The sequence below is a fragment of the Mesorhizobium sp. M1322 genome, assembly GCF_040318085.1.
Lineage (GTDB): Bacteria > Pseudomonadota > Alphaproteobacteria > Rhizobiales > Rhizobiaceae > Mesorhizobium.
On the sequence record NZ_JAMYLP010000004.1, the window covers coordinates 16,854 to 39,874 of the forward strand.

The window sequence follows — 23,021 nt, forward strand, 5'->3', positions numbered from 1 at the left end:
TCTTTCCAGGGGATGGTCGAATGGCATCGCAGGAAATTCTTCGCGAGGAGCCAAGCCGGGGCTCTTTTATCAACGATCCGAAGGTCCGCGGCATATTCTTCCAGGCGGTGGTCGTCATCGTGCTGGTGGCGTTGGTCTGGTGGATCGTCCAAAACACCATCGACAATCTGACGCGCCTGCGCATTGCATCAGGCTTCGGCTTCCTCAGGGGGCGCGCCGGCTTCGACATCAGTGACAGCGCCATCGCCTATTCGTCGGATTCGACCTACGGCCGCGCCATTCTGGTCGGCTTCATCAACACGCTCATCGTTGCCGTCACCGGCATCATCACCGCCACCCTCATCGGCTTCATCCTCGGCGTCGGCCGGCTTTCACACAACTGGCTGATCCGCAAGATCTGCACGGTCTATGTCGAGGTCTTCCGCAACATCCCGCCGCTGCTGGTCATCTTCTTCTGGTATTCCGGCGTGCTTTCGGTGCTGCCGCCGCCGCGCGAAAGCATCAACCTGCCATTCGGCTCATTTCTCAACCAGCGCGGCTTCTACTTTTTGCGCCCTGTCTGGGGCGAAGGCTCCTGGCTGATCCTGGTGGCCCTGCTTCTCGGAATTGCCATGGCGTGGTTCGTCGCCCGCAAGGCGCGTCAGCGGCAGATGGCGACCGGCCAGCAATTCCCTGTGTTCTGGACATCGGTGGCTTTGATCATCGGCTTGCCGTTGCTGGCCTACGCGCTGAGCGGCTTCCCGCTGAGCTTCGATTATCCAAAGCAATCGACCTTCAACCTGACTGGCGGCTTTCAGGTCAAGCCGGAGTTCCTGTCGCTCTACCTGGCGCTGTCCTTCTATACGGCGGCCTTCATCGCCGAAATCGTGCGGGCCGGCATCATGGGCGTCAATAAGGGGCAGACCGAGGCAGCCGCTGCGCTCGGGCTGCGGCCGGGATCGGTCCTGCGGCTTGTCGTCATTCCGCAAGCCATGCGCATCGTCATTCCGCCGCTGACCAGCCAGTATCTGAACCTGACCAAGAACTCGTCGCTCGCCATCGCCATTGGCTACCCGGACCTGACGGCGACGACCGGCACGGTGCTGAACCAGACCGGCCAGGCGATTGAGTGCGTGCTGATCATGATGGTGGTCTATCTCGCGCTCAGTCTGTTGACGTCGGCGATCATGAACGTGGTCAACGCCAGAATGGCGCTGGTGGAGAGGTAGGGACATGCAGGAGCACGACCTTTCCTTCGTCCGCGTCGAAATGGCGCTGGCACAGTCGGCGCCGCCAAGCGAGCGCGGCCTGGGCGCCTGGATACGCAAGAACCTGATCGCTTCGGCCGGCGACACGATCCTGACAATCATCGGCATCGTGCTGGTCGCGATGATCCTGCCGCAACTGATCAGCTGGGCGTTCATCAACGCCCAATGGACCGGCACGGACCGCACCTTCTGCGCCACGGTGGCGCAGGGCGGTATCCAGCCGGACGGCTGGTCCGGCGCCTGTTGGGCCTTCGTCAACGCCAAGTTCGGCCAGTTCATGTTCGGCCGCTATCCGATCGATGAGCGCTGGCGGCCGATCCTGGTTGCCATCCTGTTCGTGGCACTGCTGGTTCCGCTGCTCATCCCGAAGGTGCCGCGCAAGGGACTGAACGCCATTTTGTTCTTCGGGGCGCTGCCGATCTTTGCCTTCATCCTGCTGGTTGGTGGCGTGTTCGGCCTGCCGCATGTCGAAACCTCGCTATGGGGCGGGCTGCTGGTGACGCTCACCCTGTCCTTCGTCGGCATTGCCGTGTCGCTGCCGCTCGGCATCGTACTTGCGCTGGGCCGGCGATCGAAGATGCCGATCGTCAAAATGCTGTGCGTCATCTTCATCGAGACGGTGCGCGGCATCCCGCTGATCACCGTCCTGTTCATGGCCAGCGTTATGCTGCCGCTGTTTCTGCCGGCCGGCGTCACTTTCGACAAGTTCCTGCGCGCGCTGATAGGTGTGTCGCTGTTTGCTGCTGCCTATATGGCCGAAGTGGTGCGCGGCGGCCTGCAGGCAATCCCCAAGGGCCAGTATGAGGGTGCGGATTCGCTCGGCCTCGGCTACTGGCAGAAGATGGGCCTGATCGTGCTGCCGCAGGCGCTGAAGCTGGTCATTCCCGGTATCGTCAACACCTTCATCGGCATGTTCAAGGACACCAGCCTGGTCTCGATCATCTCGATGTTCGACCTGCTCGGCGTCGTCAAACAGAATTTTTCCGACCCCAACTGGGCAACGCCGCAGACGGCCAGGTCCGGCCTGGTGTTCGCTGCCTTCGTCTTCTGGCTGTTCTGTTTCGGCATGTCGCGTTATTCGATGTTCACGGAACGCCGGCTCGACACCAGTTACAAACGCTAAGAACAAAAAAAGGGAACCTTCCATGGCCATAGAAAATGCAGTCAGCGCGGAAGAGATCAAGGTCAATGCCGCCAAGATGCAGGTTTCCACCACCGATGTCGCCATCGACATCATCGCCATGCACAAATGGTACGGCGAATTCCATGTGCTGAAGGACATCAACCTGAAGGTGATGCGCGGCGAGCGCATCGTCATTTGCGGCCCTTCGGGCTCCGGCAAATCGACGATGATCCGCTGCATCAACCGGCTGGAAGAGCACCAGAAGGGCAAGATCATCGTCGACGGCAAGGAATTGACCAACGACCTCAAGAAGATCGACGAGGTGCGCCGCGAGGTCGGCATGGTATTCCAGCACTTCAACCTGTTCCCGCATTTGACCATCCTGGAAAACTGCACGCTGGCGCCGATCTGGGTACGCAAGACGCCGAAGAAGCAGGCCGAGGAAATCGCCATGCACTTCCTCACGCGCGTCAAGATCCCGGAACAGGCCAACAAATATCCCGGCCAGCTTTCCGGCGGCCAGCAGCAGCGCGTCGCCATCGCCCGCTCGCTGTGCATGAACCCGCGCATCATGCTGTTCGACGAGCCGACCTCGGCGCTCGATCCCGAAATGATCAAAGAAGTGCTGGAGACGATGGTTGGCCTCGCCGAAGAGGGCATGACCATGCTCTGCGTCACCCACGAGATGGGCTTTGCCCGTAAGGTCGCCAACCGGGTGATCTTCATGGATCAGGGCCAGATCGTCGAGCAGAACACGCCGGCCGAGTTCTTCGACAATCCGCGCCACGAGCGCACAAAACTGTTCCTGTCGCAGATCCTGCACTGATCGCGCTCAAGCAATCAAAAGAGCCCGACCGAAACCTGGCCGGGCTCTTTTGCGTCTGAGCTGTTAGCCTCGCAATCGCGCCCCGGTTGCAAGCCGGTTCCTCATGAAAAACCGTCCCCATGAAAAAGCTTGGGCGTTTTCTCGCCATTCTGGTGGTGGCAATCGTGCTTGCCGTAATGCTGGGCACGTTAATTCCACGGCCGATGTTGCCGGCGGCCGCCGCCGATCCGGTCGCCAGCAGGCACATCCTGGTGCTGAAAAATCCGATCCACACCGATATCGCCATCCCGGTCGGTGACGATGTGCGCAAGCGCTTCCATTTCCTGGTCGATGACGGCATTCCGGCCGACATGGCTGGGGTCCGCTACATCGTCTTCGGCTGGGGCGGCCGCGCCTTCTATCTGGAGACGCCGACCTGGTCGGAACTGAAGGCGGTGCCGGTGATGAAGGCGCTGACACTGGACGCATCGGTGATGCATGTCGATGTCGCCGGAAACATCGTCGAGCCGCACCCCGACGTCGCCGGCTTCGACATCAGCGAGGAGCGTTTTGCGGCGCTGCTCGACTTCATAGCCGCGAGTTTCCAGCAAGGGCCGAACGGCGCGATCCTGATCGAGAATGCCGCCTATTCCAGGTTCGACCGCTTCTACGAAGCCAACGGCCATTTCAACGCGCTGGTTGGCTGCAACACCTGGACAGCGGCGGCTCTGCGTACCGCCGGCCTGCGCACAGGCTGGTGGAATCCGCTGCCGGCCTCACTCGACCTGTCGATGCGGATTTATAATTAAGAGTTCCGGCGATCAGCCAGTCTTGCGGTTCCGTGCGCTACGCCAGAATTTCTCGGTTTTCTCGGGAATATCGCTGACGTCGATGTCGACCTCCGGCCGCGCGATTAACCAAGCAATCTCGGCCTTCTGAGCTTCTGTCAAAGGAACCGGATTCGTCGGATCGAGTTCATGTCGGACGATTTTGCCCATAGCGCCTTCCTACTCGGTGTGGGCTGCGCTGTCGAATGCGACTGCCTCATTCCTTCGCGCCCCCTCTGCCCTGCCGGACATCTCCCCCACAAGGAGGTAGATTGGCAGTTTTGGCGCTGCGCTTCATTCTGTAAGGATGGAGATAAGGCGAAAGCCAAGGTGACGGCCGATCTCCCCCCAAGTGGGGGAGATGTCCGGCAGGACAGAGGGGGCGCTGTCCCGCCAACCGGTCGAGCTTTCATTGCCGATCGACGGTTTCCGGCGGCCGCCAGCCATAGAGCCAGTCAAGATCGGCCGCGAGCTTTCCCGGCGAGCGCAGCTTCAGGAACAGGTTCCGCGCGACCGCCACCGGCCCGGAAGCGTGCCAGGCGAGACGGTTGACGGCACCGCGGCGGGCGACCTTGGCGATGCGCGGGCGCCGCACCTTTTCCCAGGCGGCAAGCGCGCTCCTGGGATCGGCGGGCGAGGCCGCGACAAAGCCGGCAAGGGTTGCGGCATCCTCGATCGCCATCGCCGCCCCCTGCGCCGCAAACGGCGTCATCGCATGCGCGGCGTCGCCGATCAGCGCGATGCCGGCGGGCGTTGTCCATGGCTGTGCCTGGTCGACCGTATGGATCGGCCATGCGGTCCACGGACCGGCATCCTCGGCAAGCCGGGCCAGTGTTGCCGCCGTGCCACGCATGGCGCCGACGAGGATGTTGGGGTCGGCGCGGCCCGACCAGCCCTCGGCGATGATCTCGCCCCTGGTGAAGGCGGCCAGGTTGAACGCCGTGCCGTTGCTGACCGGATAGGCGACGAGGTGGAAGCCGGGATGCAGGAAGGTGGTCACGCAATTGACGGCGCCGACCGCCGCAAGGGCTTCTCCCGCGACACTGTCTGCACTGATCGTAGCGCGCCAGGCAAGCTCGCCCGAAAACCGGCTTTTGGCCGCAAACCCGCCAAAAGCGCGGATCGTTGACCAGACGCCGTCGGCGCCGATCAGTAGAAAGCCGTCGGCTTCGACCGTCTTGCTGGCAATCTCGACTGTTGCCGTGGTATGGCGCGGTCCTGCGGCGACGCCGCCGACGCGCGCGCCGGTAACGAGACTGATGTCCGGCTGCTCGGCAAGGCGCGCCATCAGCGCGTCTTGCAGATCGGCCCGATGAGCGACGAGATAGGGCGCCTGCCAGCGCCTTTCGGCTGCTTCGCCAAGCGGCACCCGCGCCAGCTCGCGCAGCGTGGCCGCCTCCTTGAGCACGACCGCCTCCGGCCGCACCGCTGCCGGCAACAGCCGGTCGAGCACGCCGAGCTGGCGAAGGATGCGCGTGGCATTGGGTGAGAGCTGGATACCGGCGCCGGCCGCTTCGAGGCGCGGTGCCTGTTCGAACAGCCGCACCAGATAGCCGCGCTCGGAAAATGCCAGCGCCGCAGTCAGTCCGGCGACTCCGGCTCCGGCGATAACGACCTGCCGGGACCGGGTGTCGTCCATGGGGATGGCGTGCGCGTCAGGCGGCCTGGTCGATATAGAGGCATCCCGCAGGCTGCGTTTCCGTGGCCTTCAGCTTTGACGAATAGCGATAAAGCGTCGAGCAATAGGGGCAAACCTTTTCATTGTCGTCGCCCATGTCGAGAAAAACATGCGGATGGTCGAAAGGCGGGTTGGCGCCGGTGCACATGAATTCCTTGACGCCGATGTCGATCGCTGCATAGCCCGCATCATTCTGGAAATGGGGAATGGAACCGCCTGCCATCGTCGTCTCCTACATTTGCCGCATGACCCATGCGCAAAAATCAAAATTCCACCGCGTCCTTTGCGCGTCCAAGGGCGGGCCGCGCTGTAGCCTGGATTGCATCTGTATCATAAGCTGTCTCTTTGCAAGATCGATGAAATCAAACTGTCGTAAAAGCCTGTCACAGGATAAGCTAAGCCGGTTAAGGCATGGTCCGAAAACCGAATTCGGTTTCGCTGGGGATCATGCGTAGCTTAAGAGTGATAGAGCGTCCTTTGCGCGTCCGCAAAGACGCGCGACGCTGCGGCCAGCGGGTGCGAAACGAGCAGGAACCATGAACGAACTAAAGCCGGTGCAGAACGAATTCACCACTGTCGAGGTGGCGAGCCCAGAGGGCGGCAACCCAGATCGCTTCGTCAACCGCGAGTTTTCCTGGCTGCAATTCAACCGCCGCGTCCTCGAGGAATCGCTGAACGCCAACCATCCGCTGCTCGAGCGGGTCCGCTTCCTGTCGATTTCGGCCGCCAATCTCGACGAGTTCTTCATGGTCCGTGTCGCCGGTCTCGCCGGCCAGGTTCGCGAAGGCATCAAGCTGAAGAGCCCGGACGGCCGCACCCCCGAACAACAGCTGGAACAATTGCTGCGCGAGGTCGAGCGCCTGCAGGAGGACCAGCAGAAGAGCCTTTCCGCGCTGATGCTGCTGCTAGACAAGGAAGGCATCGAGAGCATCAGCCGCGATGCGCTGACCAAGGACGAGAAGACCTGGCTTGAAGATCATTTCCAGGAGCAGGTGTTTCCGGTGCTCACACCGCTTTCGATCGACCCGGCGCATCCGTTCCCGTTCATTCCCAATCTCGGCTTCTCGATGGCCCTGCAACTGCGCCATCGCAGGAATGGCGAGGAGATGAGTGCGCTGCTGCGTCTGCCGGTGGCGCTGAAGCGTTTCATCCGCTTGCCTGACCGCAAGCGTCATGTCCGCTTCATTCCGCTGGAAGAGGCCGTCGGTCTCTATATCGGCAAGCTGTTCCCCGGCTATGAAGTTAAGGGCTCCGGCACATTCCGCATCATCCGCGACAGTGACATCGAGGTCGAGGAAGAATCCGAGGATCTCGTGCGCCTGTTCGAGACGGCGCTGAAGCGCCGCCGCCGCGGCTCGGTCATCCGCATCGAATTCGATAAGCTGATGCCGGCCGAACTGCGCGAGTTCGTCGCCGGCGAGCTTGGCGTCTCGTCGAGCCGCATCAGCGTGCTCACCGGTCCGCTGGCGCTCAGCCAGATTTCCGAGATCGTCGCCATCGCCCGCGACGATCTCAAGTTCACCCCCTATAATCCGCGCTTTCCCGAGCGCATCCGCGAGCACGGCGGTGACTGTTTCGCCGCCATCCGCGAGAAGGACATCATCGTTCATCACCCCTACGAATCCTTCGACGTGGTGGTGCAGTTTCTGCGCCAGGCGATGGCCGACCCGGAAGTGGTGGCGATCAAGCAGACGCTCTATCGCACCTCAAACGACAGCCCGATCGTGCGCGCTTTGGTCGACGCGGCGGAGGCCGGCAAGTCGGTGACGGCGCTGGTCGAGCTCAAGGCGCGCTTCGACGAGGAAGCCAACATCCGCTGGGCGCGCGACCTCGAGCGCGCTGGCGTTCAGGTCGTGTTCGGCTTCCTCGAGTTGAAGACCCACGCGAAAATGTCGCTGGTGGTGCGGCGCGAGGACGGCAAGCTGCGCAACTACGTGCATCTCGGCACCGGCAACTACCACCCGGTCACCGCGCGCATCTACACCGACCTGTCTTTTTTCACCACCGCTCCGACGATCGCCCGCGATGTCGCCCAGCTTTTCAATTTCATCACCGGCTACGCCGAGCCGACCGATGAGATGCGGCTGGCCATCTCGCCGTTCACGCTGCGCAAACGTATCCTCAAGCACATTTCAGACGAGATTGCCCATGCGCTGGAGGGCAGGCCGGCCCGCATCTGGATGAAGATGAATTCGCTGGTCGACCCGATCATTATCGACGCGCTCTATGACGCCAGCCGCGCCGGCGTCGAGATCGATCTCGTCGTGCGCGGCATCTGCTGCCTGAGGCCCCAGGTGCCGGGCCTGTCGGAAAACATAAGGGTCAAGTCGATCGTCGGCCGCTTCCTCGAACACAGCCGCATCTATTGTTTCGGCAACGGCCATGGACTGCCGTCGGACGGGGCGGTCGTCTACATCTCATCGGCTGATTTGATGCCGCGCAATCTCGACCGCCGCGTCGAAACCATGGTGCCGATCACCAATCCAACGGTACATGAACAAGTCCTCGGCCAGATCATGCTGGGCAACATCATGGACAACCAGCAAAGTTTCGACGTATTGACTGACGGAACCTCCCGGCGCGCTACGCTCGAGGAGGGCGAGGAACCGTTCAACGCGCAGGAATATTTCATGACCAATCCGAGCCTTTCCGGACGGGGCGATGCGCTGAAATCGCATGCGCCCAAGCGCATCGCGCAGTTCAAGCGCCGCAAGAAAAACGCCGCAGCGACCGGCTGATGATTTCAACGTCCCAGGGCCGGCTTCAGGACCGCCGACCGCTGTCCATCATCGACATCGGGTCGAACTCGATCCGTCTTGTCGTCTATGAGGGGCTGGCGCGCTCACCGACCACGCTGTTCAACGAAAAGATGCTGGCCGGCCTCGGCCGCGGCATCGTCTCGACCGGAAAGCTCGATCCCGAGGCGGTGACCCGCTCGATGGAGGAGTTTCGGCGTTTCCGCGCGCTGTCCGAGCAGGCCGGCGCCGAGCATATGTACGTGCTGGCGACCGCCGCTGCCCGCGAGGCGGTCAACGGCCCCGATTTCATCCACCGCGCCGAAGATGTGCTCAAGACCGAGGTCCAGGTGCTGAGCGGGCGCCAGGAAGCCTATTATTCCGCGCTCGGCGTCATTTCCGGCTTCCACCCGGCCAACGGCATCGCCGGCGACCTCGGCGGCGGCAGCCTCGAACTGGTCGACGTTGATGGCGAGGCAATCGGCGATGGCATCACGCTGCCGCTGGGCGGCCTGCGCCTGCAGGACATGGCCAAGAACTCACTGGCCCAGGCGGCAAAGATAGCGCGCGATGAGCTCGCGAAGGCAAAGCTCCTGAAAGGCGGACAGGGCAGGCCGTTCTATGCGGTCGGCGGCACCTGGCGAAACCTCGCCCGGCTGTACATGGAAATGACCAGCTATCCGCTGAGCGTCATGCACCATTACGAGATCGGCATCGACAGCGCTGCGAACTTCCTCAAGCAGGTCGCCAAGGGCGAGATCGAGAAGATACGGGGTATCGAGGGCGTCTCAAAGAACCGCCGCTCGCTGCTGCCTTATGGCGCCATCGTGCTGCAGGAGATCATGGCGGCGATGCAGCCGTCCAAGATCATCGTCTCGGCGCTGGGCGTGCGCGAGGGCTTTCTCTTTTCGCTGCTCGACAAAGCCGAGCAGAAGGCAGATCCGCTGATCTCGGCCTCGGAGGAACTCGCCCGGCTGCGTTCGCGCTCGGTCACCCACGCGCATGAGCTTGTCGAGTGGACGGGCAAGACCTTCGCCGCCTTCGGCATCGAGGAGACCGTCGACGAGGCGCGTTACCGCCAGGCCGCCTGTCTGCTTGCCGACATCGGCTGGCGCGCGCATCCCGAATATCGCGGCAAGCAGTCGCTCAACATCATTGCCCACGCCTCCTTCATCGGCGTCGACCATCCCGGCCGCGCCTTCCTGGCGCTGGCCAACGCCTACCGTCATGAGGGCATCTTCAACGAATCGATCGCGCCGGAAATCAAGGCACTGGCGACGCCGCGCTATATCGAGCGCGCCCGCGTCCTGGCCGCCGCGATGCGCGTCGTCTACCTGCTGACGGCGGCGATGCCGGGCGTCATGCCGCGGCTGAAATGGGAGAGCCGCGGCAATGGCGTGCTGGCGCTGGTGCTGCCGGCGTCGCTGGCCGATCTTTACGGCGAGCGGCCGGCCGGCCGGCTGGCACAGCTGGCAAGGGTCACCAACCGCCGGCTGGTGCTGGCGGTCGAGGGCGGCCCCAATATGCCGGCCAAGTAATCAGGCTCAGTCAAGTAATCTGGCTCAGGCAAGTAATCTGGCTAAGTTTGGCAGCTTGTGTCGGTCAAGTCGTTTCAGGGTCGATCCGAAATATCCGCCCATCGAACGAATAGGCGCCGGCGCCAGCCATCGCCAATGCCAGAAAACCGCCCGATAGTGCGATGTCCTTCATCAGCATCTGCGAATGCATGAAGGTCAGCATCGGATCGTCGCCGCCCTGGCCATAGTGGCCGATGAAGCCTGCCGCAATGCAGAAGGCGGCAAGCAGGAGCGCCATGATCGAGGTGTTAAGGCCGACGAGGATGAGCAGTCCGGCGATCAGCTCGAACAGCCCCGTCGCCCAGGCTGCGAGCGTGGGCAGCGGCAGGCCGAGGCCGGCAAAGTAACCTGATGTGCCTGCAATGTCGGTAAGCGCGTGGAAGCCGGACGGAACGAATAGCGCGGCGAGAAGCAGTCGGGAAAACAGAAGCAGCGCATTGCGGGGCATTGGTCACCTCGATGTCGGCCAGGCCGGTTGACCTGTTCTCCCCCGACGCCTCATTCTTAGCAGAAATTCGGATCAGGGCACTCGGTCCGACCAATCGAAATCTGGTAGATCGACAACAAAAAAGGACGCGGAAAATTCCGCGCCCCTTGGTGCAAATCGTTCCTGGACCGCTTCAGCCGCGCTTGGCGTCGACCGAATAGGCGCCGGCGCCCGAGGAAGCCAGCACGAGGAAGCCGCCGGCAATCGCCAGGTTCTTCATGAAGCTGATCATCTGCATCTGATCGGCCCAGCCGGTGTGTGCGACCAGCCCCGTGGCGACGGTGAAGATTGCCAGCACCCAGGCGGTGATCCGGGTCTGAAAGCCGATGAGGATGGCGAGACCGCCGAGCAGCTCGATCAGGCCGACGACTACAGCCGTTACGGTCGGCATCGGCAGGCCCATGCTGCCGAAGTAGCCGGCGGTGCCAGCGATCGCAGTGAGCTTGCCGAAACCGGAAAGCACGAAGATGGCTGAAAGCAGGACGCGGCCAAGCAGGATGGTGGCCGAGGCGTTGGAAACGGTGCCGGAACCGGCAACGGACGTGTTGGTGGACATGGTGGGCTCTCTCCAGAAGGGTTGCGTTGCCCATCCACATAGAGCAGGGCGACTGTTCACCAAAGATGTAGATTTGGTTACAGATTGTTCACCGCGGTAACGTTTTTGCGATCAGCGCAAGATCATCCGGGATGCGTCATGTCCTCCGGCCGCACCAGGCGGTCATAATCGGCTTCGGTGACCAGGCCGGTGGCCAGCGCTTCCTCGCGCAAGGTCGTGCCGTTCTTGTGCGCGGTCTTGGCGATCTTGGCGGCGTTGTCGTAGCCGATGGTCGGCGCCAGTGCTGTCACCAGCATCAGCGAGCGGTCGAGGGCGGCCTTGATGTTGTCTTCCCGCGCCTCGATGCCAACGACGCAATTGTCGGTGAAGGAGATGGAGGCGTCGGCGAGCAGCTGCACCGATTGCAGGAAATTATAGGCCATCAGCGGGTTGTAGACGTTGAGCTCGAAATGGCCCTGGCTGCCGGCGAAGGTCACGGCCGCATTATTGCCGAACACCTGGATGCAGACCTGCGTCAAAGCCTCGCACTGGGTGGGGTTGACCTTGCCCGGCATGATCGATGAACCCGGCTCGTTTTCCGGCAGCGACAGTTCACCAAGGCCGGAGCGCGGGCCGGAGCCTAGTAGACGAATGTCGTTGGCAATCTTGAACAGGGCGCCGGCGCAGGCGTTGATGGCGCCATGCGAGAACACCATGGAATCATGGGCCGCCAGCGCCTCGAACTTGTTCGGCGCGGTGACGAACGCGATGCCGGTGATGTCAGCGATTCGCGCCGCCACCTTCTCGGCAAAGCCGATCGGCGCGTTGAGGCCGGTGCCGACGGCGGTGCCGCCTTGCGCCAGTTCCTGCAGACCTGGCAGCGTCATCTCGATGCGTTTGATCGACGAGGCGACCTGCGCGGCATAGCCTGAGAATTCCTGGCCAAGGGTGAGGGGCGTCGCGTCCTGCGTATGCGTGCGGCCGATCTTGATGATGTGGGCGAAAGCTTTGGTCTTGGCTTCGAGCGCCGCATGCAAATGCTTCAGCGCCGGCAACAGGTCGTGCACGATGCGCTCCGCGCAGGCGATGTGCATGGCCGTCGGATAGGTATCGTTCGACGACTGGCTCATATTGACGTGGTCGTTGGGGTGCACCGGTTTCTTTGATCCCATGACACCGCCCAGCAGTTCGATCGCCCGATTGGAGATCACCTCGTTGGCGTTCATGTTGGATTGCGTGCCGGAGCCGGTCTGCCAGACGACCAGCGGGAAATGATCGTTGAGCTTGCCGTCGATGACTTCCTGGGAGGCTTCGATGATCGCCTTGCCGATGGCCGGGTCGAGCCGCTTCAGCTCCATATTGGTTTCGGCCGCCGCCCGCTTGACGATGCCGAGCGCGCGAACGATCGACGCCGGCTGCTTTTCCCAGCCGATTTTGAAATTGCCCAGCGAACGCTGCGCCTGCGCGCCCCAGTAGTGGTCGGCGGCGACCTCGATGGGACCGAACGTGTCGGTTTCGGTTCTGGTCTCTGGCGCGCTCACTGGATCTCTCCGATCTGTCGAATTCGGCACCGGCGTATCGCGTTGCACAAATGGCTTCAAGCGGAGATTGCGGGCGGCAAGGATGCAAATCGGTTGAAGGAACGTCTCTTCCTTCTGCCGCAGGGGGAGAAGGAAGAGGCTCGCCTCTCACCGCCCAAGCAGCGACTGTGAGGTTGGAGATAGGCGCAAGGTCTCGGTCGATCTAGCCAGACATGACTGGGCCTCCCGCTCGAATGCCTGCCACTCCGGGGAACTGGCAAGGGCCGCCTCGTGGCGGGCATGTGCGTCCGCGCTGTTGAAGGTGGTGACGCTGATGAAGACGTTTTCGCCTGATCGCACCGGCAGGCGGGGAAAGCTGTTTTTGGCATGCTCGGTGACAAAAGCAGCAAGCGGCCGTGCGCCAAGTGCCGCCAACACGGGAATCGCGTCGGGTTCGAAGCGGCTGGCGAAGTCGGCCTCGGCGCCGGGCCGCAGATGATGAATCTTGATGACAACAATATCCGACAAGCGATTGTATCTGCTTGGCGTTTCGTGACCCGGCAAGGCCGCCCGTTGCGAGTTCGACAGATCGAAGCCGGCGCCCAGCCATGCCGGTTTCAGCAACAGCACGTCGTTGGAGGAAATCATCGTGGCATTGGCGGCATCGCGATATGCAGCCCACACGGGTCCTCCGTAGAAAGCGGTCAGCGCATTTTTCCGCGCGACCATGCCGTCGAAGCCGCGTAGCCAGACGAACATGTCAGGCCGGTCGACATCGCGAAACTGACCGATGATGGTCATGTCAGCCGCTTCCTGACCCTCGATCAGGTGACCGTCGAAGATGCCGATCAGCGTCTCCCGCCGGCCCGGTTTCAGCGTGTACTGCCTGAGCTCGACGACTGGCGAGGCCTTGAGACTGGGTTTCGACGGAGCATTCGGGGGCAGGCTCATTGCACAATCTCCAAAACAGGGTATTCATCCTGTTTTAAAACAGACCGGTTGTCCTGTTTTGTCAATCTGCTATAGTGTGAAAATGTCAGCAGAGATCACCGCTCGCCCAAAGGCGCGGCCCGGCAAACGCACCAACGACCCGGACGGCCTGCGCAAACGCGTGCTCGATGTCGCCGAAGCCTCCTTCCAGGCGCGCGGCTACCACGCTTCCAGCCTCGGCGACCTGATGGCCGCGGCAGGCGTGACCGGCGGCGCGCTGCATCATCATTTCCCGACCAAGAAGGCGCTGGCGCTGGCGGTGATCGAGGAGCGGGTGGCGGCTGCCGTCGAAGCGACATGGATCGCGCCGGTGCAGGCGGCAGGCTCGGCGCGCGAGGGCGTGCGCAGCGTGTTCGAGGCCGTGGCGGCGGAACTGGAGCAACAGGGTTTCGTGCGCGGCTGCCCGCTCAACAACCTGGCGCATGAATTGTCGCTCGCCGATGCGGATTTTCGCGCTGCCCTTGCCGGCATTTTTTCGGCATGGCGCGAGGCGATCGCCGACAGGATCAGGGCCGACCAGCAAGCGGGCAGGGAGCAGGGCACCGATCCGCAGCGCTTCGCGGCCCTCGCGGTCGCCACCTATTCCGGCGCCATGTCGATGGCCAAGACGGCGCAGGATTCTGCTGTGCTGCGCGATTGCCTGAACGCGCTGGAGCAGGGAGCTTCCTCAGATTCGTCAAACAAGGGCGGAGCAGTTGCGAAGCGACGTCGCAGGGTGCTGCGGCAGCACAGAGCCTTTTGATGCCGGAGCGCCAGCCGCCTCCGCCCGGCCGGGACTTAATTCGGCAGCGGTTTGATGATCTCGTAGCCGACCACGCTTTCGGCGTTGGTGCCCTCGTCATAGCGCCTGGCCAACACAGCCTGCAGGTCGGGCGCGTAGAGCGCGGTGAATTCATCCTGTGTCTTGCCGGCCTCGTTTTTGATTGTCTGCCTGACGGCGAGCACGTTGTATTTGCAGTCGCCCAGGCTGAAGGTCTCCTTGCCCTTGACGTTGATCTCGAGCGTCTCGGTGCCCTTCGGTTGTTTGTTTGCTGCGAGGCGGACGAATACGGTCTTGCTCTTCGCCCCGGCCTTGAGCGGAAACAGCTTTCTGAGATCGGAAAACGGGATCATCGCAAGCTGACCGGTCTCGCTGTCGCGAAACACCTCGATCAAGCCGCCGAACAGAAACTGCGTCTGCGGCGATTGGGACTGGTATTCGTTGGCAACCGACACCATTCCACCCGCCGCGGGTCGAAACTCGCTGTGGATGCCGGGCCTTTCGAGAATGAAGCCGGCCTTGGCGGCCTTGGCATCGATGCACTCGGCACCATGAGCGGCGCTCGCCAAGATGTTGAGCGCCGTGCCGATGGATATAGTCTTCATAGCGTCCTCGTTTGCCCGCACAAGTTGAGTCCTGACCCTGAAAGCAATGCCAGACCTGCGGCAGCGTGTCGACATACGTTCGCGGCAACTGGACGAAGAGGCGCCGGCTGTGCTGAATTTCGCGCCACGAATCGCATCTCGGCAGGATCACTCTCCCGGCGCAGCTTCCTGGCCCAGGCGGCGGGGTTTGCTGCGGCCGGCGCCCTTGCGCGACCGGCGCTCGGACAGACCGGGCAGCGCGTTCCGCCTGTCGACGCCACCTTCCTGTTCGTCGCCGATGTCCATGCCTGCCGCATGGCCAGCGGGCTGAGCCCCAATTGTCAGCAGGAAGGCAAGACTGACGCCGCCCTGCTGCGCAGTGTCGCCGCGTTGAACGCCATCGGCGAGAAGGACTGGCCGGCCGAAATCAACGGCATAGCCACCGGCCTGCGCTCAGCCGGCAGCCGCATCGGCACGCCGCTCGGGCTCGTCGTCGGCGGCGACATGACCGACGACGGCGGCGGCCAGGTCACCCAGCCCAGCGAAGGCACGCAGCTGCTCCAGTTCAGCCAGCAGGGCGTCGGTCCCGATCGCGTGCATGTGCCGGTCTATGTCGGGCTCGGCAACCACGATCTCGACCAGAACGGTCCGCCGAACCACGTCGACTGGTATCGCCGCGAAATGCGCGATTATGTCGAGGTAAACCATCGTGCCGGCGTGTTCTTCAAGCCGCCGGTGCCGGTGACCGACTATGATGTCGACACCGACTGCTACTCATGGGACTGGGACGGCCTGCATCTCGTCCAGACGCATCGTTTTGCCGGCGACACCGGCCACGGCGCGGTCTCCAGCCTGCCATGGCTGAAGCAGGATCTGGCGACCTATCCAGCGGACGGCCGCCCCGTTGTCCTGTTCCAGCACTATGGTTGGGATGTGTTTTCGATCGAAAGATGGGATGCCGCCAAACAAACCTTCGACGATGACGGACCTGGTGCGCCGCATTGGTGGAGCGAGGCGGACCGGCAGGCGCTGCTGGCGGCGCTGAAGGGCTACAACGTCATCGGCATCTTCCATGGCCACCAGCACGAGATACCGATGATCTACCGCAGCGATGGGCTCGATCTGGTCAAGCCGAAGGCTGCCTTCATGGGCGGCTTCGCGCTGGCGCGGGTGACCGGCGACAGCATGGACATGGTGCTTGGCGAAGCCATCGGTGACCGTGGCGAGGTCGCCTTCACCAACGCTTTCTCCAAGAGCCTGAACTTGTAACGGCAGCAGCCGAAAGCAAACAAAAGCCGCCAAGCCACTTTCCTCATCGCCATTGAAACGGCGGCACAGCGCTCAGAGCACCTTCCTGAGCTTGTCCTTCATATCGCCATAGGCTTTCTGCATTTTGCCGGCAATCTTATCGGCCGCGCCTTCAGCCTGGACGCGCCTGTTGCCGGTGGCCTTGCCGGCGGCTTTCTTCACCGAACCTTTGAGCTGCTTGGCTAGGCCCGCAACCTGATCCCTGTTCACCATGGCCGCATCTCCTGGGATTAATCTGCCGTTTTGGAAACGGGCGGCTGGTTTTTCGGTTCCGAGATCACTGGTCCGCGGAAGCGGCGAAGGAGAATGCGGTCCGGCCCGATCAAAGGCGGGCTTCCCGAACGCCGCGAATGGCAACTTCAAGTGATCACCCAAGCGGCCGTCGGGCACCGGTGAGCGACGGCCCTGGCCGCCAGGTCTAAGCGGCGGTCGCCGCTCGCCACAAAAGAACGCCCCTCGCGCGTTTTATTGCACGGGAGGCGTCCTTTGTGTCAGCCTTTCCTGAGATTGCTCTTATGAACTGCTGACGATACCCAAAATGCACGGATGCCAAAATGGTTCCCGGCACGGTGCGATTTTTTTTAGCGGCGCTGGCCCCGTTCGGCGCCAGATCCGCCTCCTCACGGAAAACCGGACAACTCGTGTGCTACCTAACCCGGACAACTCCTGTGCCTACGACACGGCGAAAGCAAAAAATTGACACGGCGCCAAAAGAAGTCTAAAAGCAATTCGTCGATATTTGTTTGACCGACTTTTGTTATCCGCGTGTCCAGGCGCGCCTTTGACGAACTTCCCCCATCAAAATCGAGACAAACGCTGTCGTGCATTCGCATGACGGCGAACGAATATTTGCCACGGAAAGGGTTCGTTATGAGCACAGGCACAGTTAAATGGTTCAACGCCACCAAGGGTTTTGGTTTTATTCAGCCTGACGACGGCTCAGCCGACGTTTTTGTCCACATCTCGGCCGTAGAGCGCGCCGGAATGCGCGACATCGTCGAGGGCCAGAAGCTCGGCTACGAGATGGTCCGCGACAACAAGTCGGGCAAGATGTCCGCCGATCAGTTGAAGGCGGCCTAAAACGGAATTCAGCCTCGCCGGTGACCACGGATGTACTGGCACCGGTGAACGGCGAATTCCAGCGCATGACCCGGGAAACATCAGTTTCCAGAAAGGATCATGCTCAGATGAGAAAGTGTCAGCGCGTTCAACTGGACGCGCGGCGCTTCAGCGGGAGGTCAGGCAATGCCTGGCCTTTTGCATTGGAGCGCTTCAAAAATTCGAAAAGAGCACCGCGCGTTCGCTTGAACGTGTTAAGGATGCTCAGCAATTTGAATCCGACTGCCGTATTGCTTTGTGCGTGGTCCTGGTCGAAAGACCGGTCTCGCCATTTTTCGGCATCATGCTCCGAACCGGGAGAGAGACCTTGACCGCCACTTCAAAGAAGCCCCACGATCAGGCTGAATCCATCTTCAGCAAGGCCCAGACCCAGTCCATGTCGCTCAACCGCATCATTTCCGAACAGGATGCTGTCAGCCAGGCCCGGGAAGCCAAGACCGCGCGGCTGCGCGAGCTGCGCCTGGAAAAGGAGGCCGACGACATGGCTGCGGCCGCCGCGCTCGCCGCCTCGCCGAAGCGCGTGGGCAAACGCTGATGGCCACCAAGCGCGTCCCGCAAAAGGCGATCGCCGCCGATTCGACCATCGCCGATGTCGTAGGAGAGCTCGACAAGCCGGTCGAATATGTCCGGCGCGTGCTCGAAAAGCTCGAGCGCTGCAGGCGCGCCCATGGCGATGCCCAGGTCAGGCTCGGCGTGCGTGGCCGCTCCGAATGCCCGAACTATCTGATCGAGTATGTCCGCGAAAATGCCAAGACCCACGAGCGCGTCACCCATCAGGATGCCGCCTATAGCGGCAGCACGCATCGCGAGCTGGCGCCCCGGCACATCGAGGAGGCCAGGAACTGGTCACCCGAGGAAATGAACATCACGGCGGTCTCGGCGCTGATCGGCCGCCTTCGCAACCCGAATGCGCCATCATCGCGTTTCTCCGACGAGGATTGATATGGCCATAAAATTTTCTGCCAAGGACCAGCCGGCGGCACCCGCTGCCACCGCAAAGCTGGCCAAGCCGGCCGCCGCGCCGAAAGCCGACGTTACCGCCGAGGCCGCGACCGATCTGTTCAAGTCGCCGGCGGAAGTGGCGTCGCGCAAGACCAGGAAGAAAAAATAGCGCCCTTGCCGCGAAACGCCGACCTGCATCCGGTTGCGTCAGGGCTGCTTGCCTTGGCGAGCGCCGGAAACTTTTCGTCGCTGGAGAAGAGCGCCGCTCCTCTCTTCGATTGCCAGAGCTGCGGCGCCTGCTGTTCCTATTCGGCCGAATGGCCGCGCTTCTCGACCGAGGATGACGCGCAGCTCGATCGGATCCCGCAAGACTATGTGGCGGCCGACGAATCCGGCATGCGCTGCGACGGCGTGCGCTGCTCGGCGCTTGCCGGCGAGGTCGGCAAGTCGACCGCCTGTGGCATTTACCAGCTCCGACCGGATGTCTGCCGCGCCTGCATGCCCGGTGGCGACGATTGCCTGATGGCGCGTCGCGGCCATGGGCTGCCGACGCTGTAATACGGCGCTCGGATAGTGTCTCAGTTTGGCTTTCACTTCGGGTGGAAGTCGACATTGGCGCGCCGGATTCTAGTGGCGAAAATCCAACGCTTGGTACCCGAGGCGTATACAGCTCACGACCCCTTTTCTACCCTTCCGCCGGATCGACCAGCCACTCAGCCTCTGGAATCCGGCTGAAAATATATTCCCGCTACGAACTCGTGCCGTCAGCGCCGAGCTTTCAATCCAGGCTTGGATTTCGGATGTCAGCGGGCCGAGAAAGATGACTACCGCCAACGTCGCCGCCGCATGCAACGCGGTCATTTCGGGCCAGCTCATGGCGATGTCGTGGTGACGCGGTGCTACTAAAGAGATACCCTAAGGCGTGAGGAGCGCGCCCGGAATGGGTGGGAAGTCGCCGTTCGGTTCATCTGCCAGAACAAGCACGTTGCCAAAAGCGGGATATTCGCCTTGGTCTTTCCAGCGAGGCAGCCGCCCAGAACCCAGGAGAAGGATTGGTACGGGCTACCCTGTCGCTCCAGTCTTGTCACTTAGGTCGGGGCACGCGACCAGGCGCCCACTTCCGAGCGGCTCACGATCACGCTACCCGCCTCGATTTCGAGCTGCATGCGCTGTCCCAAAGTTTCAATATCGACCTCAGCGGCCGTCGCAACTCCCCGGCTCTGTATTTCCGGCAGCATCGTGACAATGAGTTCAGCGGTCTGGTGTGACCAGTCGAAACCGCTTTTGGTTCCCCCAACAACCGCCTCCAAGTGCATTGAGGGCGCGGTCAATCCAGCCGCGCGGAAAGCCGCATCGAGCTTGATACCCATATTGGTCTCGATACCGCTGCGCCGGAACGTCTCGACGATCCATCGACAGCAGTCGTCGTAGGTCGGCGCTGGCGGGCTGGATCGACAGCCGTCCCAATCCGGCTCATGGAAGACGATGGTCCCTCCAGGCCGGAGGTGACGAGCGACGCCACGCAGCATGGCCACAGCATCGGCTTGAAACATCAGGACATAGCGGCCGATCACGGCGTCGAACGGTCGGTCGAACGAGAGTGCCGCGGGATCGCCTTCGCGGAAGCTGACATTCTGGATCGGATGCGCCGCCGCGCGCGCCTCAGCCGCCGCAAGAGCCGCCGGAGCCCGATCTGCGCCGATGACCTGACCTTCGCTGCCAACCATCTCGGAAACCAGGAATGTAACGTCGCCCGCGCCACAGCCGACGTCGAGCACGCGCATCCCGGGTCTTATGCCCGCAGACAGCAAGATTCTTCGCGTGATCGGGTTAATGATGCCCGCCTGATGGCTGAGACGCCTGATCTCACGATCGGAATGGACGAGAATATACGGGACGTGAACGTCGACACGTGCGCCATCAGCGACTTCCATGGCTTGCCTCCCCTCATACGACTGTTCCCCAAAGGGAACATCGCGTAAGTCGACGACTATGCGCCGATGCGGCAGCCAGTCAACCAGACTGGCTGTTGGGTACCGGCCCGCGGGCTGGCTTGTGCCCGCGCATTTGGCTGGCTACGCTGCCGGCGGCAGGGAACAACGCCGGAGGATCATCCGTGAGCATCGAATTCTTGTTGACCTCGCTGATTGTCGTGGCTTCGCCCGGCACCGGCGTTCTCTATACGCTGAGCGCCGGGCTTTCGCGTGGCGCGCGCGCCAGCATCATCGCTGCTTTCGGCTGCACACTCGGCATCATTCCGCATATGGCGGCCGCCATCACCGGTCTGGCGGCGCTGCTGCACACCAGCGCGCTCGCCTTCGAAACGTTGAAATATCTGGGCGTCGCCTACCTGCTCTACATGGCGTGGAACACGCTGAAAGAAAGCGGCAGCTTGAACGTCGGGCAGGATGTCGCGCCGCGCTCGGTCGGCAAGGTGATCACCTCGGGCATCCTCATCAACATCCTCAACCCGAAGCTGTCGATCTTCTTCTTCGCCTTCCTGCCGCAGTTCGTCAGCACCACCGAACCGCATGCGCTGTCGAAGATGCTGGAGCTCAGCACCGTCTTCATGCTTTTGACCTTCGTCGTCTTCGTCGGCTACGGCATCTTCGCTGCCTCGATCCGCAGCCATGTCGTGTCGCGGCCGATGGTACTGACCTGGATGCGCCGCACCTTCGCCGGCGCCTTCGTCGCGCTCGGCGCAAAACTGGCGCTGACCGAGCGGTAGCACCCGTTGGCGCTACCCCTTGACGTATCCCATCGCCTCGACGATCTGCCCGTCCGCTATGCGCATCAGATTGACGCCACGGATGGAGTTGCCGTCGGCCATGAAATAGCGCCAGCGGATTGTCGCGCGATCACCGGCGACGAACGTCTCTTCAATATCGAAGCGCGTGCCTGGTTCGCTGGCGATCGCCGACCATAGGCCGACGCACGCCTCCCGGCCGGCATGGCGGGCGCCATCCGGCGCCGGCACGGTATTTTCGATGACGCAGTCCTCGGCCACCAGGCCCGGGAGTGCCGACGGATCATGATTTTGGAACACGTCGTTGAAGCGCCGCATGATCTCGGCCGTCCGTCTGGATTGGTCGTCTGGATGGGCCACCATGATACTACTCTGTTCCATCTCGATACCTCCTGATTTCATTCTTCCGCAGCGGCGGCCGTGACGAGGCCGGCCTTGAGCCTGATATCCGCCACGCCGGCCAAAGCGCGGGAGACCAGGCATGTCGTCTTCGCGGATTGGGCAAGCCGCTGGAATTCCTCGGTCGCCAGGCCCGGGATTTCGGCTTCCGTTTCAAGGTCGATGCGGGTGATCGTCGGTCCGGCCGTGCTCGTGCCGAGATGCACCTTGGCGACGGTGTGGATTCGTACCGGGACATGACCGCCGCTGCCCAGTATGGCGCTCAGCGCCATCGAAAAGCAGCCGGCATGCGCCGCCGCGATCAGTTCCTCGGGATTCGTGCCGGGACCGTTCTCGAAGCGCGATGGGAAGGAATAGGCGCCTTCGAAGACGCCGCTGCCGAGCCGCAGGCGGCCCGAACCTTCTTTTAACGACCCCTGCCATTGGGCCTCTGCTTCACGGATGGTCATTTTATCGGTCTCCTCTTCGATGACGCCGGTATATATAGACTGATCTACATATTATGTAAACCGATTGTCTTATTATGCGCAAGGCCTATAATGCGAACTCCTGACAGAGGTTGACATGGCCAACGATACCCGCACCCGCATGATCGAGGCGACGGCGCTGCTGCTGAGGCAGCGCGGCTATCACGGTACTTCGCTCAACGACATTTTGAGCGCCTCCGGTGCGCCACGAGGATCGCTCTATTTTCATTTTCCGGGCGGCAAGGACCAGCTGGTCATCGAAGTCACGCGCGACAGCGTTGACAAGGTGACTCAAAGGCTTGGCGAAGAGCTGGCCGCCGAAAAAGATCCGGCGGTGGCCGTCCACCATATCTACCAGGCGGTCGCACGCATGCTGGAGGACAACCAGTTCACGCTCGGCTGTCCGATCGCGCCCGTGGTGCTGGACTCGCCGACCGACGTGCCGGAACTGGCCGAACTGTGCCGGTCGGCTTTCGAGCAATGGATAGGCTTGCTGCAGGCGGCCTTCGTCAGGGCAGGGGTGCCCGAGCGCCGCGCCCGCGCTCTGGCGCTGCTTGTCGAATCATCGCTGGAAGGGCTGATGGTGATCGCGCGAGCCACCCGCGACCGTGCCCCGGTGGTGGCGGTGGCCGATGAAGTCGCCGCGCTGATAGAAGGTGCTTTGCCTGCCAAAGAGGTCGCTGCAACGGCGAGGTGACGTTTGTGGCCTTTATCGCATCGAAGCTGGTGCGGATGCTGCCGAAAGGGCCGAAAGCCGAGACCTCAGCTCAGCGATTCATGTTCTGCACCGCCGCGACGCCTGGAAGTAACGGCATGGATCCTAGGGTCTCCGCAACGTCGCTTCGCTCCTGCTCCGCCATAGGATGACGAAGGGAGTATGGTTTCGGCCAGTCCTGAAGGCTTACGATTTGCCATCGGCCGCGAATCTTACGCAGTGAGATTTCTGACGATCTGTTGCAGTCACCTGCCAAACGCCACCGTCCGTGATTGGCCGCAGCTCACTATGCCTTTCGTCATCCTAGGGCGGAGCAGGAGCGAAGCGACGTTGCGGAGACCCTAGGATCCATGCCGTTACAGTGGCCGAAGAGACGCGGCGGTGCGGGATATGCACCCGCTCGCTTGCGAGCGGACGGCTTCTCAATCCCCCAACATCAACGAAAAAGGGCGGCATT

Annotated in this window: 28 protein-coding genes; 15 read left to right on the plus strand and 13 right to left on the minus strand. The window is 62.2% G+C overall.

Annotated features, from left to right (window positions below):
* The first annotated feature begins 20 nt into the window (after positions 1-20).
* The 4 genes from NKH12_RS02425 to NKH12_RS02440 all read left to right on the plus strand — a co-directional run bounded on the left by NKH12_RS02425 (position 21) and on the right by NKH12_RS02440 (position 3,984).
* On the plus strand, positions 21-1,208 hold the full coding sequence (locus NKH12_RS02425; RefSeq protein WP_352951724.1) for an amino acid ABC transporter permease: 1,188 nt from the start codon (positions 21-23) through the stop codon (positions 1,206-1,208).
* Between the two features lie 4 nt (positions 1,209-1,212).
* On the plus strand, positions 1,213-2,370 hold the full coding sequence (locus tag NKH12_RS02430) for an amino acid ABC transporter permease (RefSeq protein WP_352951725.1): 1,158 nt from the start codon (positions 1,213-1,215) through the stop codon (positions 2,368-2,370).
* A gap of 22 nt (positions 2,371-2,392) precedes the next feature.
* Positions 2,393-3,196 (plus strand): amino acid ABC transporter ATP-binding protein, encoded by an 804-nt coding sequence (locus NKH12_RS02435; RefSeq protein WP_352951726.1) that lies wholly within the window; start codon positions 2,393-2,395, stop codon positions 3,194-3,196.
* Positions 3,197-3,315: 119 nt separating this feature from the next.
* A complete protein-coding gene (locus NKH12_RS02440) occupies positions 3,316-3,984 on the plus strand; it encodes a TIGR02117 family protein (RefSeq protein WP_352951727.1) in 669 nt (222 codons plus the stop codon).
* Positions 3,985-3,996: 12 nt separating this feature from the next.
* Here NKH12_RS02440 and NKH12_RS02445 read toward each other — a convergent pair whose 3' ends face one another.
* The 3 genes from NKH12_RS02445 to NKH12_RS02455 all read right to left on the minus strand — a co-directional run bounded on the left by NKH12_RS02445 (position 3,997) and on the right by NKH12_RS02455 (position 5,903).
* Positions 3,997-4,173 (minus strand): hypothetical protein, encoded by a 177-nt coding sequence (locus tag NKH12_RS02445; protein WP_352951728.1) that lies wholly within the window; start codon positions 4,171-4,173, stop codon positions 3,997-3,999.
* 238 nt (positions 4,174-4,411) lie between these two features.
* Entirely contained in the window at positions 4,412-5,641 is a 1,230-nt protein-coding gene (locus NKH12_RS02450) for an FAD-dependent monooxygenase (protein ID WP_352951729.1), read from the minus strand.
* Between the two features lie 16 nt (positions 5,642-5,657).
* A complete protein-coding gene (locus tag NKH12_RS02455; protein ID WP_352951730.1) occupies positions 5,658-5,903 on the minus strand; it encodes a zinc-finger domain-containing protein in 246 nt (81 codons plus the stop codon).
* Between the two features lie 313 nt (positions 5,904-6,216).
* On the opposite strand from NKH12_RS02455, the gene NKH12_RS02460 reads away from it, so the two are divergent.
* On the plus strand, positions 6,217-8,418 hold the full coding sequence (locus NKH12_RS02460; RefSeq protein WP_352951731.1) for an RNA degradosome polyphosphate kinase: 2,202 nt from the start codon (positions 6,217-6,219) through the stop codon (positions 8,416-8,418).
* On the plus strand, positions 8,418-9,953 hold the full coding sequence (ppx, locus tag NKH12_RS02465) for an exopolyphosphatase (protein WP_352951732.1): 1,536 nt from the start codon (positions 8,418-8,420) through the stop codon (positions 9,951-9,953). Before NKH12_RS02460 ends, ppx begins: the two co-directional genes overlap by 1 nt.
* A 64-nt stretch (positions 9,954-10,017) precedes the next feature.
* Here the strand turns inward: ppx and NKH12_RS02470 are convergent, their stop codons facing one another.
* The 4 genes from NKH12_RS02470 to NKH12_RS02485 form a co-directional block, all read right to left on the minus strand.
* Positions 10,018-10,440, minus strand: a complete 423-nt coding sequence (locus NKH12_RS02470; RefSeq protein ID WP_352951733.1) for a DoxX family protein — start codon at positions 10,438-10,440, stop codon at positions 10,018-10,020.
* 172 nt (positions 10,441-10,612) lie between these two features.
* Positions 10,613-11,035 (minus strand): DoxX family protein, encoded by a 423-nt coding sequence (locus tag NKH12_RS02475; protein ID WP_352951734.1) that lies wholly within the window; start codon positions 11,033-11,035, stop codon positions 10,613-10,615.
* Between the two features lie 122 nt (positions 11,036-11,157).
* Entirely contained in the window at positions 11,158-12,555 is a 1,398-nt protein-coding gene (gene fumC, locus NKH12_RS02480) for a class II fumarate hydratase (RefSeq protein ID WP_352951735.1), read from the minus strand.
* 147 nt (positions 12,556-12,702) lie between these two features.
* A complete protein-coding gene (locus NKH12_RS02485) occupies positions 12,703-13,485 on the minus strand; it encodes an NIPSNAP family protein (protein WP_352951736.1) in 783 nt (260 codons plus the stop codon).
* Between the two features lie 82 nt (positions 13,486-13,567).
* On the opposite strand from NKH12_RS02485, the gene NKH12_RS02490 reads away from it, so the two are divergent.
* Positions 13,568-14,266, plus strand: a complete 699-nt coding sequence (locus tag NKH12_RS02490) for a TetR/AcrR family transcriptional regulator (protein ID WP_352951737.1) — start codon at positions 13,568-13,570, stop codon at positions 14,264-14,266.
* A 35-nt stretch (positions 14,267-14,301) separates the two neighbouring features.
* Here the strand turns inward: NKH12_RS02490 and NKH12_RS02495 are convergent, their stop codons facing one another.
* On the minus strand, positions 14,302-14,889 hold the full coding sequence (locus tag NKH12_RS02495; RefSeq protein ID WP_352951738.1) for a hypothetical protein: 588 nt from the start codon (positions 14,887-14,889) through the stop codon (positions 14,302-14,304).
* A 147-nt stretch (positions 14,890-15,036) separates the two neighbouring features.
* Entirely contained in the window at positions 15,037-15,174 is a 138-nt protein-coding gene (locus NKH12_RS30535; RefSeq protein ID WP_502910735.1) for a hypothetical protein, read from the minus strand.
* A 9-nt stretch (positions 15,175-15,183) separates the two neighbouring features.
* Here NKH12_RS30535 and NKH12_RS02500 point away from each other — a divergent pair, with 9 nt between their 5' ends.
* Positions 15,184-16,137, plus strand: a complete 954-nt coding sequence (locus NKH12_RS02500; RefSeq protein WP_502910744.1) for a metallophosphoesterase — start codon at positions 15,184-15,186, stop codon at positions 16,135-16,137.
* A 72-nt stretch (positions 16,138-16,209) separates the two neighbouring features.
* On the opposite strand, the gene NKH12_RS02505 is transcribed toward NKH12_RS02500, so the two are convergent.
* Positions 16,210-16,389, minus strand: coding sequence for a CsbD family protein (locus NKH12_RS02505; RefSeq protein ID WP_352951739.1), 180 nt, complete (start codon positions 16,387-16,389; stop codon positions 16,210-16,212).
* A gap of 657 nt (positions 16,390-17,046) precedes the next feature.
* Here NKH12_RS02505 and NKH12_RS02510 point away from each other — a divergent pair.
* From NKH12_RS02510 to NKH12_RS02530, 5 genes are all read left to right on the plus strand, one after another.
* Entirely contained in the window at positions 17,047-17,256 is a 210-nt protein-coding gene (locus NKH12_RS02510) for a cold-shock protein (protein WP_010915421.1), read from the plus strand.
* A 346-nt stretch (positions 17,257-17,602) separates the two neighbouring features.
* Positions 17,603-17,830: a hypothetical protein gene (locus NKH12_RS02515; RefSeq protein ID WP_352951740.1), complete on the plus strand. Its 228-nt coding sequence runs from the start codon at positions 17,603-17,605 to the stop codon at positions 17,828-17,830.
* The gene (locus tag NKH12_RS02520) at positions 17,830-18,237 is read left to right on the plus strand and encodes a hypothetical protein (RefSeq protein ID WP_095489282.1); all 408 of its coding nucleotides are present in this window, start codon (positions 17,830-17,832) and stop codon (positions 18,235-18,237) included. Before NKH12_RS02515 ends, NKH12_RS02520 begins: the two co-directional genes overlap by 1 nt.
* A gap of 1 nt (position 18,238) precedes the next feature.
* Entirely contained in the window at positions 18,239-18,406 is a 168-nt protein-coding gene (locus NKH12_RS02525; RefSeq protein WP_352951741.1) for a hypothetical protein, read from the plus strand.
* A gap of 5 nt (positions 18,407-18,411) precedes the next feature.
* Positions 18,412-18,795 (plus strand): YkgJ family cysteine cluster protein, encoded by a 384-nt coding sequence (locus tag NKH12_RS02530; protein ID WP_352951742.1) that lies wholly within the window; start codon positions 18,412-18,414, stop codon positions 18,793-18,795.
* 530 nt (positions 18,796-19,325) lie between these two features.
* Here NKH12_RS02530 and NKH12_RS02535 read toward each other — a convergent pair.
* Complete coding sequence (locus NKH12_RS02535) at positions 19,326-20,171, minus strand: class I SAM-dependent methyltransferase (RefSeq protein ID WP_352951743.1); 846 nt, start codon at positions 20,169-20,171, stop codon at positions 19,326-19,328.
* A gap of 182 nt (positions 20,172-20,353) precedes the next feature.
* Between NKH12_RS02535 and NKH12_RS02540 the strand changes: the two genes are divergently transcribed.
* A complete protein-coding gene (locus tag NKH12_RS02540; protein ID WP_352951744.1) occupies positions 20,354-20,965 on the plus strand; it encodes a LysE family translocator in 612 nt (203 codons plus the stop codon).
* A gap of 12 nt (positions 20,966-20,977) precedes the next feature.
* Here the strand turns inward: NKH12_RS02540 and NKH12_RS02545 are convergent, their stop codons facing one another.
* Both NKH12_RS02545 and NKH12_RS02550 read right to left on the minus strand, forming a co-directional pair.
* Positions 20,978-21,364, minus strand: a complete 387-nt coding sequence (locus NKH12_RS02545) for a nuclear transport factor 2 family protein (RefSeq protein ID WP_352951745.1) — start codon at positions 21,362-21,364, stop codon at positions 20,978-20,980.
* 17 nt (positions 21,365-21,381) lie between these two features.
* Positions 21,382-21,831, minus strand: a complete 450-nt coding sequence (locus NKH12_RS02550; protein WP_352951746.1) for an OsmC family protein — start codon at positions 21,829-21,831, stop codon at positions 21,382-21,384.
* 115 nt (positions 21,832-21,946) lie between these two features.
* Between NKH12_RS02550 and NKH12_RS02555 the strand changes: the two genes are divergently transcribed.
* Complete coding sequence (locus tag NKH12_RS02555; RefSeq protein ID WP_352951747.1) at positions 21,947-22,546, plus strand: TetR/AcrR family transcriptional regulator; 600 nt, start codon at positions 21,947-21,949, stop codon at positions 22,544-22,546.
* The last annotated feature ends 475 nt before the right edge of the window (positions 22,547-23,021 follow it).